The following is a 17,540-nucleotide window of genomic DNA, read 5'->3' on the forward strand; positions in this document are numbered from 1 at the left end:
GATACCGGCTGTTACAATATATCAATATTTGTTTTTTTCTCCTTGTCTCTAAATATTTCTGGATGTTTTAATTATCAGCTTAAGTCAAGTTTCGTGTGTATATAACAATAAGGTATAAGTGATCGTATTAAAAAAAGGCCTGATTCAGTAAAAGTAAATAAATTGATCGCGGACATTTTAATTAAGATGAAAATTTTTGTTTGCAGGGTGCAAAAATAATGATGTCACAAGATTATATTTAATATTAAAAGAGGTTTTTCTTCTCTTGTGAAAAAAATTGCGAGTGGTTTGCAAATTATCTGATTACTTCTGGATATATCATTTAGAAAAAAGGAGAGGGTATATTCAGATAAAGAACCTGACACAGATTTCAGCCAGGTCATTTATCTGCAACACTCTTAAAGTGAATGTTGGTTTTTCTCAGAAGGTGGTTTGCGTATTGAAATTTAAGCGTTATTTAGACTTCAAGGAACCATTCCTCCCGGTGAAGAATTTTCCCATTAACTTGAATCTCAATATATTGAATACCTTTATAATACTGGCGAGTGGTGATTTTTTTAACGACATGTTTTTTATCAATACGCATGACACCTTTTGCCGGTAATGAAAAGGTACGCAACTTAAAGACCTTAGGAGAAGTAGTGTTATTTGCCTTCATAAAATGAATAACATAATCCAGTACAATATTTTGTGGCTGGTCACTGACTGAACGGAGCTGAGTAGTAAATTCCAGACTTTCATTCAGTCTGATGTTTCGGCTTTTAACAGTAAACTCATCAAGCTCTACTTCTGCTCCAAACTGAACGCCAATCAGAGACAGTGCATCCGGATGACCGGCTTTGATAAGTGTTCTTAACGCCTGCTTAATGATCCAGTCGATGTTTTTCCGTTCGCTATCGGTTGCTTGCTGCTGCCAGCGAGTTAATAACGCAATGACATACTCAGGATTATCTTTGGTAATATCATTCAGATGATTGGCAACGCTTTTTCTGACGTAGAGTTCAGTATCGAATTTTAACGCCTCTAAAATTTCGCGAGTTGCGGCAGGATCCTGAATAAAAGCAGGTAGCTGTTCTCCCCAGGGAACCCGGGGACGAGTCCCTTCGGATGCCCATCGGCGAATATCCACATTCTCGCTGCAGGCACAATTAAGCAGGAAAGCCATGGTTTGCTGTGGGTATCGTTTGATAAAAGGGCGGACAGCCCATTCAGAAGTAAAATGCTGAGTAACAATCGCTAAGGCATCCAATGAAATATCAGGATAATCAATCCCGTAGGTCTGGATAAACTCAGCAACAGGCCAGACGGAAAATCCTTTAAGTTGATTATCCTTAAGCACTGATATCAGAATATTTAATGCTTCAGGGTAGTCCTCCGGCAGCTCAGCGGCCAGGGTATCACGTATCAGGTGCACTCTGGCTTTCATTTCTTTGTCTGCCAGCAGTGGCCCGATTGCCAGAAATGCCGCGGCATTAAATGGCGGAAAATAGCGAGTGACTGAATCAGCCATTTGTTGCAACAGGGTACCGTTAAACGCGAGTTTAAAGGCACTGTCATTATTGTTATCCGTCAGACTGCTCATATGATGTAAGCCTTAAGTCGTTAATCGGTTACTTTTCAAAAACACGGGTTTACTGGTGTAACTGGCGGGCCATCTTTGATGTCCGGTCCAGGGCGGCAGCAAACTCTGCCTGTTGTTCTGGGGTAAATTGCGAGAGAAAAAGCTCTGCGACAGTGGCCTGGTAGATAGCCCACATTTGCTTACGCAAAGCCTTTCCTTTGTCCGTGATTGCGACAAGTGCAGCCCGGCCATCGTCAGCTAAACGCGTGCGGCTGACCAGCCCTTCTTTTTCCAGCCTGTCGACCAGGCGAGTAAGGTTATAGCGTTCAATCACCAGCACATCCGCGAGTTCATACATTCTGCGCGCTTCTTCCGGGTGGCTTTCCAGCCCCCATAAGGTGTCATACCAGGCATAAGTGGGTAATCCAGCCTTCGCCAGACGCTGTTCAACCTCCCTGATCATCAGCCGGTGAGATCGGACATAAGAAAACCAGAGATCGGGATTATCTGAAGCCATAGGGCATTTTCCTTTGGATGCGATTGCATTTGCAATTCAATTCTACACTGATAAGATGCCCGTCGCTATTATTGCAAATGCAATTGATAATGGTTCTCTTAAGTCACTGGATGGACTGGCGAGGCCCCTACAGCTTACTGAGCTGATAAATATTCTGGAGAATTGTCATGAACCCATTTGATGTCGATGTGCAGGAAACTCAAGAATGGCTGACCGCGATGGAGGCCGTAGATACGGCTGAAGGTCGTCCCCGTACGCATTACTTGATTGAAAAGTTAGTGGAAAGAGATGTCATCCGTTATGGCGATTTGCATAGCCGGGTAACAACACCTTATCTCAACAGTATTACTCGCGAACGTCAGCCGGTTTATCCCGGCAACCTTGAGCTGGAACAACGGTTGAGCGCTTATATTCGCTGGAATGCCATGGTCATGGTTCTTCGGGCAGGCAAACACTCTAATGTTGGCGGGCATATCGCCACTTATGCTTCGGCTGCGGTGTTGTACGATGTGGGTTTTAACCATTTCTTCCGGGGACGCACCGACAGTTTTGATGGCGATATGGTTTATTTTCAGGGCCATTCAGCGCCTGGCATCTATGGCCGCGCCTACCTTGAAGGACGTATCAGTGAAGAGCAGTTAGATAATTTCCGTCGTGAAGCTGACCGGGAAGGACTCTCTTCTTATCCCCATCCGCGTCTGATGCCGGATTTCTGGCAGTTTCCAACCGTATCTATGGGGCTGGGACCACTGACTGCTGCTTATCAGGCGCGCTTTATGCGCTATCTGGAATACCGTGATTTAAAAACGCCGCAGGGCCGTAAAGTCTGGGCATTCTTAGGTGATGGTGAGATGGATCAGCCTGAGTCCCTGGCGGCTATTGCGCTAGGGGGGCGTGAGAAACTCGATAACCTGATTTTTGTCGTTAACTGTAATCTGCAAAGGCTCGATGGCCCGGTCCGTGGTAACAGCAAAATAGTACAGGAACTGGAAGCCACTTTCCGCGCCGCAGGCTGGCAAGTGCTGAAAGTGATGTGGGGAAGCGGCTGGGATGCGCTGCTGGAGCGGGATCAGAGTGGTCTGTTGCGCCAGAGAATGATGGAGTGTGTCGATGGGGATTATCAGACCTTTAAATCACAGAGTGGAGCCTATGTTCGCGAGCATTTCTTCGGTAAATACCCGGAGCTATTAGCGCTCGTTGCCGATATGACGGATGATGAAATCTGGGCCTTAACCCGTGGCGGCCATGATGTGGAAAAAGTCTATGCGGCTTATGCCAAAGCAAGTAGTCATACTGGCCAGCCCACCGTTATTCTGGCTAAAACCGTCAAAGGGTTTGGTATGGGAGAGGCGGGCGAAGGGCTGAATATTAACCATCAGCTTAAAAAAATGAGTACCGATGCGGTTCGCGCATTTCGCGACCGCTTTAATCTTCCCGTTACGGATGAGCAACTGGAAGAGATGCCCTATTTGAAACCGGAGCCGGGCAGTGAAGAGGCGCGCTATTTTGCCGAACGCAGAAGTCAAATGGGAGGATTTGTGCCTGCAAGGCTGGCGAAATCGGAAACGTTACCCGTTCCACCGTTAAGCACTTTTGAGGTGCTATTAAAAGATAGCGGGGAGCGTAGCGCCTCTACGACCATGGCTTTTGTGCGCATCCTGGGTATTTTGCTCAAAGACCCTCAGTTAGCAAAACGCGTAATCCCTATTGTACCCGACGAGTCCCGTACTTTTGGGATGGAAAGTCTGTTCCGCCAGATTGGTATCCACTCTTACCTCGGTCAGCTTTATACGCCTCAGGATGCAGGGCAGCTTAGTTACTATAAAGAAGCGAAAGAAGGGCAAATCTTGCAAGAGGGGATTAATGAGTCCGGGGCTATCTCTTCCTGGATAGCCGCGGGTACCTCGTACAGCAATCATAGTCTGGCCACCATTCCATTCTATATTTTTTACTCGATGTTTGGCCTGCAGCGGGTAGGGGATCTGGCATGGGCCGCTGCGGATGCCCGGACACGTGGTTTCCTGCTAGGGGCAACATCGGGCAGAACGACGCTAATGGGCGAAGGGCTGCAACATGATGATGGCCATAGCCATGTGCTGTCATCGGTGATCCCAACCTGTATTTCTTACGATCCGACATTCCCTTATGAGCTGGTAACCATTATTCAGAATGGCCTGCAACGGATGTATGTCGAACAGCAGGATATCTATTACTACATCACTTTGCTGAATGAAAACTACCCTCAACCGGCGATGCCTGAAGGCGCTGAGGACGGTATTCTGAAAGGAATGTATCTGTTTAAGCCAGCAACCGATCGTCCGGCGAAAGTGCAACTGATGGGCAGCGGCGCCATTTTGCGCGAAGTGATTGCCGCGGCGCAGTTGCTGATGGACGACTTTACTATTGCCAGCGATATCTGGAGTGCCACCAGTCTGACGGAGTTACGCCGTGAAGGCATGCAGACTGAGCGCTGGAATATGTTACATCCGGAACAGCCGAGTCGTATCAGCTACGTCGCACAATCCCTTGAAAATCATGACGGCCCCCTGGTCGTTGCCACGGATTATATGAAAATTGTCGCCGATCAGATTCGGCCTTATGTGCATAACCGCCGTTTTGTGGCCTTGGGTACGGATGGTTTCGGACGTTCGGATACCCGGGAATCATTACGTCGTTGTTTTGAGGTCGACCGACACTTTATTGTTATCGCCGCTCTTAAAGCCCTGGCAGACGATGGCGTGATAGCGGCCAGTCTGGTGAGCGATGCTTTGCAGCGCTATGGCATAAGTCATGATAAACCGGCTCCCACAGACCTGTAAGCGACTTACAGCAAACAAGATGCCCGTTAACGCGAACAGGAAAAATCATGCCAGAAACCAGACACACCGCTTCAGCTGAAAGCATCGTCAGCAGAACCCATTATGCCAGCCCGCTGGTATACCGTTTAGCCCGCGAAAGAAAAGTGGACTTACAGCAACTGACCGGGACCGCACGTCAGGGACGTATCTCGCAGGATGATATTATGCGGTTCCTGCAGTCAGCGCCTGATACCCGGCAAACCAGACCAGAGACGGCAGGTCAGATAGCCGAGCATTTCGACTTCAGCCCGTTCGGTGCAACAGCGCGCAAGTCTTTAACACCGATACAAAAAATAGCGGCCAGCCGCCTGAGCCGTAATGGGTTGACGATCCCGCATGTGACTTATCACGATGAGGCTGATATCACAGACCTTGAAACACTGCGAGTATCATGGAACTCAGAGAATTCCGTCCCAGAGTTCAACATTACTCAACAGGCATTTCTGCTAAAAGCGAGCGCAGCTGCGCTCATTGCTTTTCCCGAATTGAACAGCTCACTGGATATGGATAACGGTGAACTGATCCTGAAAAAGTACCTGAATATTGGCTTTACGGTTGCAACGCCGGAAGGCGATATTATTCCGGTGATACGCGATGTAGCGTCTAAAAGAGTGGCCCAGCTTGCGCAGGAAATGGCAATACTGAATCACAAGGCAGAAGACGGAACGCTAAGTAACGCGGATATCAGTGGGGGTTGCTTTACGCTTTATTCATTAGAAGGGATTGGTGGTCTGGCGTTTACTCCAATCATTAATGGATCAGAAGTCGCTATTCTGGGGATATCCGCCTCCCGCTTAACAGAGAAGAACCGAATGATATTACCCCTGTCACTTAGCTACGATAATCGAGTGATAAGTCATACTACCGCGGCGCGTTTTATGGCCCATCTGAAAAATTTACTGAACGATATTAGGCTGTTACTACTGTAGTTTTAATCCTGCACCGGGCGATTACGTTCGGTGCAGGAATATTTAAAGAGAGTGAAATCAGTCAGGCCGATGTCTGGCTCAGTGACTTGTAAGACTTTCTTAATAACCAGCTGCGGGCAATAAAAAAACCGGAGATAAAACCGGATGAAATGAAAAAGGATATTATTTGAATCAGAGTCAGTTCCTGTACACCGCCACGAACGGCCGTCTGATAACCAAGATAATAACGCAGGGAAAAATAGAACAAGAGAATAAATAATGTGACACAGCTACCCGGAACTATCAGCGTATTGGCTTTTTTACCCGGTTTAATTGGCTGGTGCTCTAATAGGAAACGCGATGCAAATGCGCCGATTATCCCAGCGACGAGCCATACCGGTACGGTCAGTAGCGGCTGAGGGTAATAATAAAAGGTGACGATGGATAACAAAATAAATACAGCGGGAAAGATTATCACCTGGCGTAAATTGATTTCATGGGTAAAGCATGCCCGCACGCCCAAATAAACTAATGCCAGAAAAGTGATATAGACCCACGCAGGCGTTTGTTGCAGTATCTCCAGTATCATGTTTCCTTAACTCAGTCTCATCGGGTTATTACTCGCCACTACGGCCACAAAAAAAGGGCAGATTATCAGCCCTTTTCCTAAAAGGATATTGTTAGATTTCCTGCAATTCACGTACCAGGCGACCTTTTAATTTTCTACGTAACAAAGTAGCAGAAGACAGTTTTTTACCGGTAGTAAAATTGGCTTTGAGGTCACGTATATACGCCTCCGCGTTGATAGAATGAGTCTCTAACTCCGCAGAAACTAATGTATGAAACAATGCTTTCTCACTATTGTTCGCAGCGAGAAGCGCGTTACTTTTGTGTCTGGTGCAATACGACATAATTTGCTCTCCCGTCTGTAACAATTTTGTAGGCATGTAACTCTTCGGGGATCAGCGGTCGTGGAGTCTTCTTCGCTAACCCTGTACGTCGATTATAACGCGGTTCATTTTTTAACCCAAGCATATAATCATAGGTTTCCTCCAGGGAAGTCCGCCGACCAATATCAACAATGCCTCCTGACGCAGCCTGGAAAACGAAACCACCCATATCAAAATACTCATAGTGCGCAATTAAGGCCAGAGAGACCCTCTGCAAAACGACAGCACTTCCTAGCCCCTTAAACTGCACATGGCGAAAATCAGCCAAAGTATCCGTACCATCAAAGAGATCAAAATAGACTTCCGCCATTCCATTAACCGGGAATGACACATTAGCAGGCATTTCGTATCCAATTCGAGTAAAGGTCAGCTCGTCAACCAAACTCCCAAGGATGACAGTGTATACTTCGCCGCCAGCGACAAAAATATAACTATAGTGAGTGCGATGGTCATAGACGAATCTTTTACGCCTGATGCCATAATCGTCGAGAAAAACCTCGTCTTCTATGCGCACTTATTGTCCCTCTGAAAAGCATTATCATCCGTTGCTGAACATCCTTATGCACTTTGAATATTGGGTCAAACCATTACTGAGAATGACCGTGTTTTTAAGAAAAAGATCATAAACGCGAGAGAAAGGTAAATATTTTGGGTATTGAAAGCCGTAACCTGCGTAATGACTTTATTGAATGGGTTACGCAGGGTATGAGAGTACTTTGCCTGGGTGGATTAGTTATTTCGCGGAAAGCTTGAAAAAACTTATAAATCAATGGTTAAGTTATCTGAATGGCTGCGCGAGCAGCACAGGGCAATATACTGTGCATCAGCACATTTTTCTGTCTCTGACTGCACCGTATCCCGATGATCCACCAGGCCTGCGATAACCGGTGTCAGGCAGGCACCACAAATCCCCATTTCGCAGGATAGCGGCACATCAACGCCATTTTCCTGAAGAACCCGGGCAATGGTTTTATCACTTGGAATTGACCATTTTTCCCCTGAGGAAGAGAGTGTCACCGTAAATGTATGGTCTTCTCCCGCTTTGGCGGTCACGGGCTGCGCTTGAAATGCTTCGCTGTGGATCTGTGCTTCACTCCAGCCTTTATCAACGGCTGCCTGACGTCCGGCGCTCATAAACCCTTCAGGGCCACAGAGATAAATATGATGACCTGCATGGACGTCACCGAGCATTTTGTTCAGCGTATGGCGCGGACTCTTGCCTTCGCTGGAGCTGTGGATAATGACGCTGCCTTCGGGGAGATTCTGCATTACTTCAGCAATAAAAGCGCCATTTTCGCGGTTTTTAACCGAATAATGCAGTACAAAGGGGATCTTTTCCGCTGCCAGTTGCAGCGCCATGGCATATAAAGGCGTAATGCCAATCCCGGCCGCCAGTAATGTGACCTGAGCGGCGGGCTGCAGTACAAACAGGTTGCGCGGTGATGAGACCGATAATCTCTGACCCGGACGCAAGGCCTCGTGGATATAGCGTGAACCGCCCCGGGAATGCGTTTCTCGTGCGATACAAATCAGATAACTGGTCATCTGGTGAGGGTTACCTGTCAGTGAATATTGACGAATAATCCCGCCGGGCAGATGAACATCAATATGCGCTCCGGGTTGCCAGGCCGGCAGTGATTCATCCCGGTCGGGTACCAGCCGGATAGCAAGATTATTATCGCCCTGACGCCACATCCCATCGACAATAACGTTCAGCATATTACTCATCATTTATTCTCACCTCACACCAGGAAAAAGTCGCCAAAGCCCATTTTTTTCAGACCGCGTCGATAAGCAATAGAGCTACGATCGGCGGGAATATGCGCCTCAAGCGTCAGATCAAGGGGTAATCTCTCTGGGCGCTGGGTCTCTACCATGAGCCTGTCTTCTTCAAAGACTCGCAGGTTAAAGGCATAAACGTCCTCAACCGGAATATGCAGGTCAAAATTACGGGCAATAGGGGCAAACATTTTCGTGATGCGGGACGAAACCGGCGAGGCTGCATTCATGATAACCAGCCGGTCTTCACCGGGGAAATGAATGGTCAGGGTCGCAGTAAAGGGCAGGTGCATCTCAAAGTGACGCAGCCACTGAAACCCTTCAGGTTCATTAGACTGTACACCCGCCGGATAGTTACTCACTGAGCTCCAGTAGTCGACAGCAAAACCAAAGGGAGTCTCTTGCGGATTGTAGGCCGGAACCACCTGATTATCCGGATCGGCAAAGGTTTCAGTATGGATCCAGGCGAAGTGGGCGACATCGAGAAAACCCTCAACCTGACGCCCGGCGAACCCGTTCACCTCAAATCCAGGACAGGTTAACTGTTGAAAACCGTCATCGTGCCAGTTGGGCATGACGGGCAGAGGCACAGGTACCTCCGGATCGAACGCCAGACAAGTCCAGACCAGACCATAACGCTCCTCAACAGCATAGTTAGTCAGATGCAGTTTTGCCGGTATAGGTTGATTCGGGCTGGAGGGAATACGGTTGCACTGGCCGTTCTCGCCAAAACGCAGACCGTGATAGGGACAGATAATGCCTTCCTCATCATTAAAACCCAGCGTCAGCGGTACGCCGCGGTGCGGACAGACATCGCGAGCGACCACCACCTGGCCCTTAATACGATAAATAACCAGTTGTTCATCCAGCAATACCGCCTTTACAGGCGCCTTGTCGATATCACAGCTGCGTGCGACGGGGTGCCAGCATTTTGCCAGACGTAGCCAGTCATCTGGCTCAAAGGTGCAATGGGCGGGGGGAGTCGGTTGTTGTCTGTTCATCATCTTTCTGCTCACATCAAGAAATCTGTTTAATTGTTGTGGATTTATTGTTGCCAGATTAGAGTGTTGACATCCATAAGCATTAATTCACTAACCTGTTGCAAAAAAGAGTACAGGAGAGATATGAGTCCATTTTCGCGTTTTGCGCTCTATTTTTGCGAAGTTGCCCGCAGCGGAAGTTTACGGCGGGCAGCAGAAAAGCTGCATATTTCCGCCTCGGCGATTAACCGTCAGATTCTGCAGGCCGAAGAGGCTTTTGGAACCCCGCTATTTGAGCGGTTACCGGAAGGGTTGAGTATGACGACGGCGGGTGAGCTGTTGTACGACAATCTGTTGCGCTGGCAGAAGGAATTTCGCCTGACTCAACAAAAGTTTGATGAGCTGCAGGGTCTTAAACGTGGAGTAGTCAGTATCGGTATGGTACAGGCGCTGGCGGAAGGCAGTTTCGCGGCAGCACTGGCCGATATCATCAGTGCCTGGGACTGGCTTGAACTGATGTTTCAGGTTTCTGACAGCCGTACTGTCAGTGAAAAAGTGCGCAGTGCCGATCTTGATTTTGGCCTGATCCTTGACCCGGAGGGGCAGACAGGGCTGAGTGTTCTGGCCTTCGTCGAGTTAGAAATGGGCGTGGTGCTTTCCCCGAGTCATCCACAGGCGGGTGCAGGGACGCTTTCATTGGGTGACCTCAGTGAGGAGCGCCATATTCTTCCCGGCGCGCCGCTGATTGTGCATGACAGGGTGGCAATGTTATACCGCCACTATGATTTCTCCCCGACCAACACCATTAGCTGTAACGACATTCGTCTGATTAAATCGCTGATCCTCAAAGGGGGCGGCGTGACTATTCTGAGCAAGCTCGATGTACTCGATGAGGTGAAAAAAGGTCAGTTAGCCTTTGTTCCGTTGCGCAGCAAATTACTGCGACCCCTGACTCTGGCGCTGTGCACGGCACCATCGCGCCAGCTTTCCCGCCCGGCGCAAATGGTGATTCAGAGACTGACTATGGTGATGGAAGAAATGAAGGCTGACGACGGTATTCAGCCTAATGGGCCACCTTGAATTGTTTCGCATAACCCGTTGATAATGCGCTCCCCAGTCTCTTCACTCAGTTCCTGGTACCAGGCCTGGGTCAGCATCATGTCTTTTCCATGGGTAATATCACAGCGCTTACGTGCCTTAAGTATCAGATCGCGTACGCGTTCACAGCGCTGTTCTTCATACTGGCGCAGAGCAGAAAGAATATCGTTATTCTCACGGAAAATTGTGCCCAGAACCACGGCATCCTCCATAGCGGCACAGCCACCCTGACCAATGTCCGGAGTCGTACTGTGTCCCGCGTCACCGAGTAGTGCCACTTTTCCATGAATCAGTTTATCCAGGGGGTCAATATCGTGGATCTCAACCCGATTGGTGGTCTGCGGATCCAGCGTCGCTATCAGTTTTTGGACAGGCGCAGCCCAGCCTGCAAAGTAGCGGGTCAGATCCGCGCGTAGCGTGGCGCTGTCTTCGGGTAACCCGGCAGGCAGGGGAACATCAAAAAAGAAATAGAAATAGCCGTTTGCCACAGGCATCAAGGATACGCGTTTACCTTCCCCAACGAAGGTAGTCCACTGGTCGGCCGGAGCGATACTTTCATCAATCTTTACCAGTCCGTTCCAGTTCACATAACCCGCGTAGCGACGCTCCGGGGTATACCCCAGAACATAGGGCCGCAGTACTGAACGGCTACCATCCGCAGCGATAAGAAAGTCACCGCTCGCGGTCGAGCCATCGGTAAAACTGACGGTGACGCCATCTGCATGCTCTTCTACCTGGGTCACACGCTTATTAAATGTGACATTGTCACGCCCCCAAAAATGGAGCATCTCGCGTTGCAATTCGGTCCGGGAAACCGGGCAAGGCCGGCCTTGAGTCCGTTCAACGAGAGGGGCAAGACTAAAGCGTGTTAAGGTTTCACCGAGGCGGTGCTCTTTATAAGCCAGATAACGCATCTGGCCGCCCCAGGTTTCGATTATCTCGCCCATACCCAGACTGTTCATGCATTTCACGCCGTTAGGCCAGATAGAAATGGCGGCTCCGACAGGTTTTATTTCTTTCACTGCCTCAAAGACTTCACAGGTAATACCCGCATTTTTCAGAGCGACCGCAGCACTCAGACCACCAATTCCTGCACCTATCACTAATGCTTTCATATTTTTCCCCTTTTTTGCGTTGTGACAGGACTGAGCAATTTGCGTACCAGAGTGCAGATGAGGAGAAAATCAAGGCATTGCGCTAGCCGCAACAGCCTGGCTGCACCAATGAGGTGCCTGATGAGCCGGTTGCTGCCTTTTTTTGAATCAAAAGTTTCCGTTACTGGATTATGGAATCTAAAGTTTCACTGGCGGATGAAGACTTCCGGTACTGAAAAAAGCCGACCCAATGGTTAATCTTGTTGTGGAACATCAACCCTGGTCTGCTTTGTGCATTATGCTGATAACGATGAGTTATAACGGGGTAATCATGGTAACGCTCAATCACTTTAATCAACTGGCTTATGCGGATGCAGAACGTCTTATTGCGTCTTGCGTGGCGATTCCCTCATGGACTTCGGCGCTGATTCAAGGGCGTCCCTGGCAGCATCTTTCTGCTCTGATGAGCAGTGCGCAGGAGAATATGCAGGGATGGAATGAGGCCGATTTGGAACAAGCGCTCGGCGCACATCCGCGCATTGGCGATAAACCGACTGGCGAGCAGGCGCATGCTGCGCTTTCGCGGCAGGAACAATCGAGGGTTAATTCTGATGACGTACAGCTCGCTCAGGCATTGAAAGAAGGTAATGCCCGCTATGAAACACGTTTTGGGCGAGTTTTTCTGATTCGGGCCAAAGGACGTAGTGGAGAAGAGATCTTACAGCAGCTGAACTTACGTCTTGGTAATAGCGACGCACAAGAGGTCGAGGCCGCGCTGATACAATTACGTGAAATTACCTTACTCAGACTGGCAGGAGTGATTCATGAATAGCTTGAGCACACATATTCTCGATATTTCTACGGGAAAACCCGCTGCAGGCGTTGAGGTGAGTTTATTGCGGGAGGGGCTGCGTCTGGCTGTTGCCACCACGGACAACAATGGCCGGATTAGTTCGCTTGCGAGCGGTGAACTCTGTGCCGGAAACTACCAGTTAGTGGCTGAGTTGGCTGCCTGGTTTGCCCGTGACGGGCGTCAGACGCTGTTTTCTCGGGCACAGATTGATTTTATTCTCAGTGACGGGAGGGATGAACATTTTCATCTTCCGTTCCTGATAGCACCGGGTGGATGGTCAACCTATCGCGGAAGCTAATCAAATAATCTGGAACCCGTTCAGGCGCTAACGCCTGCCGGGTTCCGACGTTAGTTCTCTTCCTTCCAGACAGGCTCACCATTCACCCAGGTCTCACTGATATTGCGTTCATCACCCAATATCATCAGCACAAAAAGCTGTTCATAAATATCATGGCAGCGCCTGGCCCGTAGTTTTTGTAGTGGAGTGACAGCGGGGTCGATAACGACAAAATCGGCCTCTTTACCGGGCAGGAAATTACCAATTTTATCATCGAGTCGCAGCGCGTGAGCGCCGCCGAGCGTGGCATGATAGAAGGCCTCACTGGCAGGTAACTGATATCCCTGGAGCTGAGCCACTTTGTAGGCTTCACCCAGAGTACGTAACAGGCTAAAAGTGGTTCCCGCGCCGACATCGCTGCCCATACCGATACGCACCTGCTGCTGCCAGCTGACAGGTAAACGAAACAGACCGCTGCCGAGAAATAAATTTGAAGTCGGGCAGAAAGCAATCGCTGACCCGGTTTGTTGCAAACACTGCCACTCTTTATCCGCTAAATGAATACCGTGGGCAAACACGCTGCGTTCCCCGGTCAGTTGATAGTGGTGATAGACATCCAGGTAATGCTCATGTTCAGGCCAGAGCTGTTTGACCCAGGCCACTTCACTGAGATTTTCACTGAGATGCGTATGGAGCCAGGTATCCGGAAATTCCTCACGTAACCGTTGAACCGCCGTCAGTAATTCTGGACTTGAAGTGGGAGCAAAACGTGGCGTGATAGCGTATCCAAGGCGGCCACGCAGATGCCAGCGCTGTATCAGTTCGCGGGTCTGGGCATAGCTCTGCTCGGCAGTTTCGGTAAGATAATCAGGAACATGCCTGTCCATCATCACCTTACCCGCGAGCAGGCGCATATTCAGACGCAGGGCCTCATTAAACAAGGCATCCACCGACTCAGGATGAATAGTACAAAAAACCAGTGCCGTAGTGGTGCCATTGCTTAGCAGCTGATTAATAAAAAACTGGGCAATTTCTGCCGCGTAGGCTTCATCAGAAAACTGGCGCTCAACAGGAAAGGTGTAAGTATTCAGCCATTCCAGGAGCTGTTCACCAAAGGCACCAATCATTTCGGTCTGCGGATAATGAACATGCGCATCGACAAAGCCCGGCAGGATCAGTTTACCGCGCTGGTCGGTATAGCCTTTCTGTGGATGCAAGTATTGTTCAGCTTCCTGCCACGGTAACAATGCCTGAATTTTACCCTGAGCAATAAACAGCACCGCATCGTCAAGATAACGTGCATGGCGAGCAATCTCATCTGCACTGGCTGCTGGCTGGGTAATATCAAAAAAAGCACCCCGCAGGGCCCGCTGGTATTCAATCATGGTCGCGCCTTATTTATTCCGTAGAGACTGATTTGATTGAGCAAAGTTGATGCCAGTTTATCGAATATCCCGGATGTTTTCTCTCTTTGGCACGAAACCTGCTTTGTTAATGAAACTCTTTAACTATCAGACTCTCATCGCTGGGTTTGACGAAGGCAGGCTGTGATCTATCGCCTGAAGTCGTGCCTCATCACTGTGCAGATAGTCATTTTAACGCCCTGGTGTAGTGCCCGACTGTTGAAGAACTATCGGCTTATTGCCGAGAGCAGGTCTGACTTTTACGGACTATTTTCCCGGTTATAAGGAATCGCAATGGCAGAGATCTGTATACAAGTGATTAATCCCAATACTAACCCCGGGATGACCGAAACCATTGCCCGTGCGGCGCGCAAAGTGGCAGCGCCGGGAACGAAAATCCTGGCCGTATGCCCGGACGACGGCGTGCCCTCTATCGAAAGCCATTTTGACGAGGCGATTGCCGCCATCGGGGTGCTGGAACAGGTAAAAGCGGGGCGACAGCAGGGTGTTTCCGGGCACATTATCGCCTGTTTTGGCGATCCGGGCTTACTGGCGGCGCGTGAACTGGCACAGGGGCCTGTCATAGGTATTGCCGAAGCGGCGATGCATATGGCGACCCTGGTTGCGACGCGTTTCTCGGTTGTCACCACGCTGCCACGCACGCTGATTATCGCCCGCCATCTGGTGCATCAGTACGGTTTTCAGAACCACTGTGCCGCACTGCATGCCATTGACTTACCGGTACTTTCGCTTGAAGACGGCAGCGGTCTGGCGCAGGAGAAAGTCCGTGCGCGCTGTATCCGGGCAGTAAAAGAGGACGGTAGCGGGGCGATTGTACTGGGGTGTGGCGGTATGGCGACCCTGGCCGGGGAACTGACTCTGGAGCTCCAGGTTCCGGTGATCGACGGGGTTAGCGCCGCCGTGAAAATGGTGGAGTCCCTGGTAGCGTTAGGTCTGACAACCAGTAAACGGGGAGATCTCGCTTTCCCTGAGACAAAAATATTAAGCGGCAAATTTCAAAGACTCAATTAAGGATGGCGTCCATGCTTACAGAACAACATTACCCACGTGATATGAGGGGATATGCCGGAAAGCCACCCCATGCTCGCTGGCCCGGTCAGGCACGTATTGCCGTGCAGTTTGTGCTTAATTATGAGGAAGGCGCAGAGAACCATGTTCTGCATGGTGATGCTGGCTCAGAGCAGTTTCTCTCCGATATTATCGGGGCGGCGAGCTATGACGCGAGGCATATGTCGATGGACTCATTATATGAGTATGGGAGCCGCGCCGGATTCTGGCGTATTCACCAGGCATTTCGTGAGCGTGGACTACCGCTGACGGTATTTGGCGTGGGTATGGCACTGGCCAGGCACCCTGATATTGTCGAGGCGATTAAAGCCGCCGACTACGATGTCGTCAGTCACGGCTGGCGCTGGATCCATTATCAGCATATGGATATCGACCAGGAACGTGAACATTTGCAAAAAGCGGTGCATGTATTAACCGATCTGTTCGGCAAGTCACCCACCGGCTGGTATACCGGTCGCGACAGCCCGAATACGCGTCAGCTAGTTGCTGAACACGGCGGGTTTGATTACGACAGCGACTATTATGGGGATGATTTGCCCTTCTGGACCGAAGTGCAATGCCGCGATGGCTCACAAAAACCCCATCTGGTCGTGCCTTATACCCTCGATACCAATGATATGCGTTTTGCTACCGCGCAAGGATTTAATACCGCCGAGCAATTCTATACTTATCTGAAAGACAGTTTTGACGTGTTGTATGAAGAGGGAGAGCATGCCCCGAAAATGATGTCCGTGGGGATGCATTGTCGTCTGTTAGGGCGGCCCGGTCGTTTTCGGGCGCTGCAACGTTTTCTCGATTATATCCAGCAGCATGAGAAGGTCTGGGTGTGTACGCGCCAGCAGATTGCCGATCACTGGCGTAAAGAGCATCCCTTCCGTCCATAGTCTCTATAACCCGGCTAAGTACTCTTCGCCGGGTTATAGACCCGCTATGCATATTGTGGCGATAATGAAATCAAGCAAATTCTGGAGGATCGCAACAGTCCCATTCACCCCTTTTTTTATTTTTCATCGTTGATGAGTTGACGATTTTATAAGCGTCAGTGCCACTGTGGCTAGCATAAGAAAGAGCGCAGAAATATAAAGCAGTGTTGACTGAGCAACGTGCTGCGATGACATTCCGGCAATAATCGGGCCAAGCCCTGCGCCTATATCCCGCCAGACAGCATTGTTTGCAAGTTCAGTAAGGCGATGCTCATCAGAGGTACTGTCTGCGACAATAACCGGAACAAGCGGCAGCTGTATTGCCCGGAGAATAAGAATGGCAACCGGTGCGATGTATATCCATTCATAACCATAGAGGATCAGAAAAAGACAAGTTATCCCAGAGAATCCCGTGAGCATTCTCCTTGCGCCGAACCTGAGCGCAAGATGCCCTCCCAAAGGACTGAAGAACACTTCAAAGGCATAGCGTGACGCCATGATTAAACATGCGCTGATGACAGCGTGCGTATTGTCCGTATAGCGGAAGACGGCGGCAAGGCTGAAGATAAAAAGACCGTCTATCACTACTCCCTCGACAAACGACCAGACTGAAATAGTTGAAGGAAGCGACACGTTTTTTTTCTTTGCAAAACGCTGATACTGAGTGGGTTTAACAAAAAATGACAGGCTAAAGGCGAGTAGTGAGATAAGGGCGAGCACAAGATAGGCCTGCTCAATCCCATATGACCAGACGATGATGGAGCAGACAGGAAGCAGCAGCATCTGGCCAGACGAAATCAGCGATCGGGAAGAACCTGCGGCTTTGCTCCGGGCATGACGGTCAGATGTGGCTGTCGCCTGCGTGGACAAATTCATGCCCGCAAAAGACAGTCCCCATATTATCCGGATAATAAGCAGCAGAGCGAAACCTTTTAAATATATATACCCGAGACAGCACAATAAGGTGCCAATTGAAGAGAGTTGACAAACTAACCGGTCACCCCAACGGTTGTAAAGCCGGACAACGTAGCTGTATCCGAATATTCTAATAATTCGGTTCGCGGCCAGCAGTATTCCAGCTTCCGCCAGGGACACGCTGAAGAAATCATGGAACATGGGCAATACTATATAAAGTAACGTATCACCTGGCCCGCAACAGGCAAGAATGATGGCGGTTTTTTTGTAATCGGGTAAGTTCTGCATCCAGCGAAACATCTGTTATTTCCATATTTTAAGGTAGTTACAGTGTA

Annotated in this window: 16 protein-coding genes; 7 read left to right on the top strand and 9 right to left on the bottom strand. The window is 49.5% G+C overall.

What is annotated here, in order from left to right:
- Positions 1-457: 457 nt before the first annotated feature.
- Both M2387_RS01800 and M2387_RS01805 read right to left on the bottom strand, forming a co-directional pair.
- Positions 458-1,582, bottom strand: a complete 1,125-nt coding sequence (locus M2387_RS01800) for a DNA alkylation repair protein (RefSeq protein ID WP_259046794.1) — start codon at positions 1,580-1,582, stop codon at positions 458-460.
- A 49-nt stretch (positions 1,583-1,631) separates the two neighbouring features.
- Positions 1,632-2,078: a MarR family winged helix-turn-helix transcriptional regulator gene (locus tag M2387_RS01805; protein WP_259046795.1), complete on the bottom strand. Its 447-nt coding sequence runs from the start codon at positions 2,076-2,078 to the stop codon at positions 1,632-1,634.
- Between the two features lie 167 nt (positions 2,079-2,245).
- Between M2387_RS01805 and aceE the strand changes: the two genes are divergently transcribed.
- The gene (gene aceE / locus M2387_RS01810; RefSeq protein WP_259046796.1) at positions 2,246-4,897 is read left to right on the top strand and encodes a pyruvate dehydrogenase (acetyl-transferring), homodimeric type; all 2,652 of its coding nucleotides are present in this window, start codon (positions 2,246-2,248) and stop codon (positions 4,895-4,897) included.
- A 47-nt stretch (positions 4,898-4,944) separates the two neighbouring features.
- Entirely contained in the window at positions 4,945-5,865 is a 921-nt protein-coding gene (locus tag M2387_RS01815; RefSeq protein WP_259046797.1) for a 2-oxo acid dehydrogenase subunit E2, read from the top strand.
- Between the two features lie 61 nt (positions 5,866-5,926).
- On the opposite strand, the gene M2387_RS01820 is transcribed toward M2387_RS01815, so the two are convergent.
- The 4 genes from M2387_RS01820 to hpxD form a co-directional block, all read right to left on the bottom strand.
- Positions 5,927-6,433: a DUF6622 family protein gene (locus M2387_RS01820; RefSeq protein ID WP_259046798.1), complete on the bottom strand. Its 507-nt coding sequence runs from the start codon at positions 6,431-6,433 to the stop codon at positions 5,927-5,929.
- A 293-nt stretch (positions 6,434-6,726) separates the two neighbouring features.
- Positions 6,727-7,308 carry a hypothetical protein gene (locus tag M2387_RS01825; RefSeq protein WP_259046799.1) on the bottom strand — a complete coding sequence of 194 codons (582 nt, stop codon included), beginning with the start codon at positions 7,306-7,308 and terminating at the stop codon, positions 6,727-6,729.
- 245 nt (positions 7,309-7,553) lie between these two features.
- Positions 7,554-8,522 carry a PDR/VanB family oxidoreductase gene (locus tag M2387_RS01830; RefSeq protein WP_259048230.1) on the bottom strand — a complete coding sequence of 323 codons (969 nt, stop codon included), beginning with the start codon at positions 8,520-8,522 and terminating at the stop codon, positions 7,554-7,556.
- 14 nt (positions 8,523-8,536) lie between these two features.
- Complete coding sequence (gene hpxD, locus M2387_RS01835; RefSeq protein WP_259048232.1) at positions 8,537-9,574, bottom strand: molybdenum cofactor-independent xanthine hydroxylase subunit HpxD; 1,038 nt, start codon at positions 9,572-9,574, stop codon at positions 8,537-8,539.
- A 123-nt stretch (positions 9,575-9,697) separates the two neighbouring features.
- Between hpxD and hpxR the strand changes: the two genes are divergently transcribed.
- Positions 9,698-10,633, top strand: coding sequence for a LysR family hpxDE operon transcriptional regulator HpxR (hpxR, locus tag M2387_RS01840; protein WP_259046800.1), 936 nt, complete (start codon positions 9,698-9,700; stop codon positions 10,631-10,633).
- Here the strand turns inward: hpxR and hpxO are convergent.
- Complete coding sequence (hpxO, locus tag M2387_RS01845; RefSeq protein WP_259046801.1) at positions 10,612-11,766, bottom strand: FAD-dependent urate hydroxylase HpxO; 1,155 nt, start codon at positions 11,764-11,766, stop codon at positions 10,612-10,614. The genes hpxR and hpxO overlap by 22 nt on opposite strands.
- A gap of 310 nt (positions 11,767-12,076) precedes the next feature.
- On the opposite strand from hpxO, the gene uraD reads away from it, so the two are divergent.
- Both uraD and uraH read left to right on the top strand, forming a co-directional pair.
- Positions 12,077-12,577, top strand: a complete 501-nt coding sequence (gene uraD / locus M2387_RS01850; protein WP_259046802.1) for a 2-oxo-4-hydroxy-4-carboxy-5-ureidoimidazoline decarboxylase — start codon at positions 12,077-12,079, stop codon at positions 12,575-12,577.
- Positions 12,570-12,896, top strand: coding sequence for a hydroxyisourate hydrolase (uraH, locus tag M2387_RS01855; RefSeq protein WP_259046804.1), 327 nt, complete (start codon positions 12,570-12,572; stop codon positions 12,894-12,896). Before uraD ends, uraH begins: the two co-directional genes overlap by 8 nt.
- 50 nt (positions 12,897-12,946) lie before the next feature.
- Here uraH and guaD read toward each other — a convergent pair whose 3' ends face one another.
- Complete coding sequence (guaD, locus tag M2387_RS01860; protein WP_259046805.1) at positions 12,947-14,260, bottom strand: guanine deaminase; 1,314 nt, start codon at positions 14,258-14,260, stop codon at positions 12,947-12,949.
- 312 nt (positions 14,261-14,572) lie between these two features.
- On the opposite strand from guaD, the gene hpxA reads away from it, so the two are divergent.
- Positions 14,573-15,310 (top strand): allantoin racemase, encoded by a 738-nt coding sequence (gene hpxA, locus M2387_RS01865; RefSeq protein WP_409039419.1) that lies wholly within the window; start codon positions 14,573-14,575, stop codon positions 15,308-15,310.
- Positions 15,311-15,321: 11 nt separating this feature from the next.
- Positions 15,322-16,251: an allantoinase PuuE gene (gene puuE, locus M2387_RS01870; protein ID WP_259048234.1), complete on the top strand. Its 930-nt coding sequence runs from the start codon at positions 15,322-15,324 to the stop codon at positions 16,249-16,251.
- A gap of 123 nt (positions 16,252-16,374) precedes the next feature.
- Here the strand turns inward: puuE and M2387_RS01875 are convergent, their stop codons facing one another.
- Entirely contained in the window at positions 16,375-17,505 is a 1,131-nt protein-coding gene (locus tag M2387_RS01875) for an MFS transporter (RefSeq protein WP_259046806.1), read from the bottom strand.
- Between the last annotated feature and the right edge of the window lie 35 nt (positions 17,506-17,540).

The organism is Klebsiella sp. BIGb0407 (assembly GCF_024807845.1).
In the GTDB taxonomy this organism is placed as follows: domain Bacteria; phylum Pseudomonadota; class Gammaproteobacteria; order Enterobacterales; family Enterobacteriaceae; genus JGM124.

Bases quoted from the DNA above. Each gene is read 5' to 3' on its own strand.
- M2387_RS01800 (WP_259046794.1), bottom strand. From the start codon at position 1,582: ATGAGCAGTCTGACGGATAACAATAATGACAGTGCCTTTAAACTCGCG.
- M2387_RS01805 (WP_259046795.1), bottom strand. From the start codon at position 2,078: ATGGCTTCAGATAATCCCGATCTCTGGTTTTCTTATGTCCGATCTCAC.
- aceE (WP_259046796.1), top strand. From the start codon at position 2,246: ATGAACCCATTTGATGTCGATGTGCAGGAAACTCAAGAATGGCTGACC.
- M2387_RS01815 (WP_259046797.1), top strand. From the start codon at position 4,945: ATGCCAGAAACCAGACACACCGCTTCAGCTGAAAGCATCGTCAGCAGA.
- M2387_RS01820 (WP_259046798.1), bottom strand. From the start codon at position 6,433: ATGATACTGGAGATACTGCAACAAACGCCTGCGTGGGTCTATATCACT.
- M2387_RS01830 (WP_259048230.1), bottom strand. From the start codon at position 8,522: ATGAGTAATATGCTGAACGTTATTGTCGATGGGATGTGGCGTCAGGGC.
- hpxD (WP_259048232.1), bottom strand. From the start codon at position 9,574: ATGAACAGACAACAACCGACTCCCCCCGCCCATTGCACCTTTGAGCCA.
- hpxR (WP_259046800.1), top strand. From the start codon at position 9,698: ATGAGTCCATTTTCGCGTTTTGCGCTCTATTTTTGCGAAGTTGCCCGC.
- hpxO (WP_259046801.1), bottom strand. From the start codon at position 11,766: ATGAAAGCATTAGTGATAGGTGCAGGAATTGGTGGTCTGAGTGCTGCG.
- uraD (WP_259046802.1), top strand. From the start codon at position 12,077: ATGGTAACGCTCAATCACTTTAATCAACTGGCTTATGCGGATGCAGAA.
- uraH (WP_259046804.1), top strand. From the start codon at position 12,570: ATGAATAGCTTGAGCACACATATTCTCGATATTTCTACGGGAAAACCC.
- guaD (WP_259046805.1), bottom strand. From the start codon at position 14,260: ATGATTGAATACCAGCGGGCCCTGCGGGGTGCTTTTTTTGATATTACC.
- hpxA (WP_409039419.1), top strand. From the start codon at position 14,573: ATGGCAGAGATCTGTATACAAGTGATTAATCCCAATACTAACCCCGGG.
- puuE (WP_259048234.1), top strand. From the start codon at position 15,322: ATGCTTACAGAACAACATTACCCACGTGATATGAGGGGATATGCCGGA.
- M2387_RS01875 (WP_259046806.1), bottom strand. From the start codon at position 17,505: ATGTTTCGCTGGATGCAGAACTTACCCGATTACAAAAAAACCGCCATC.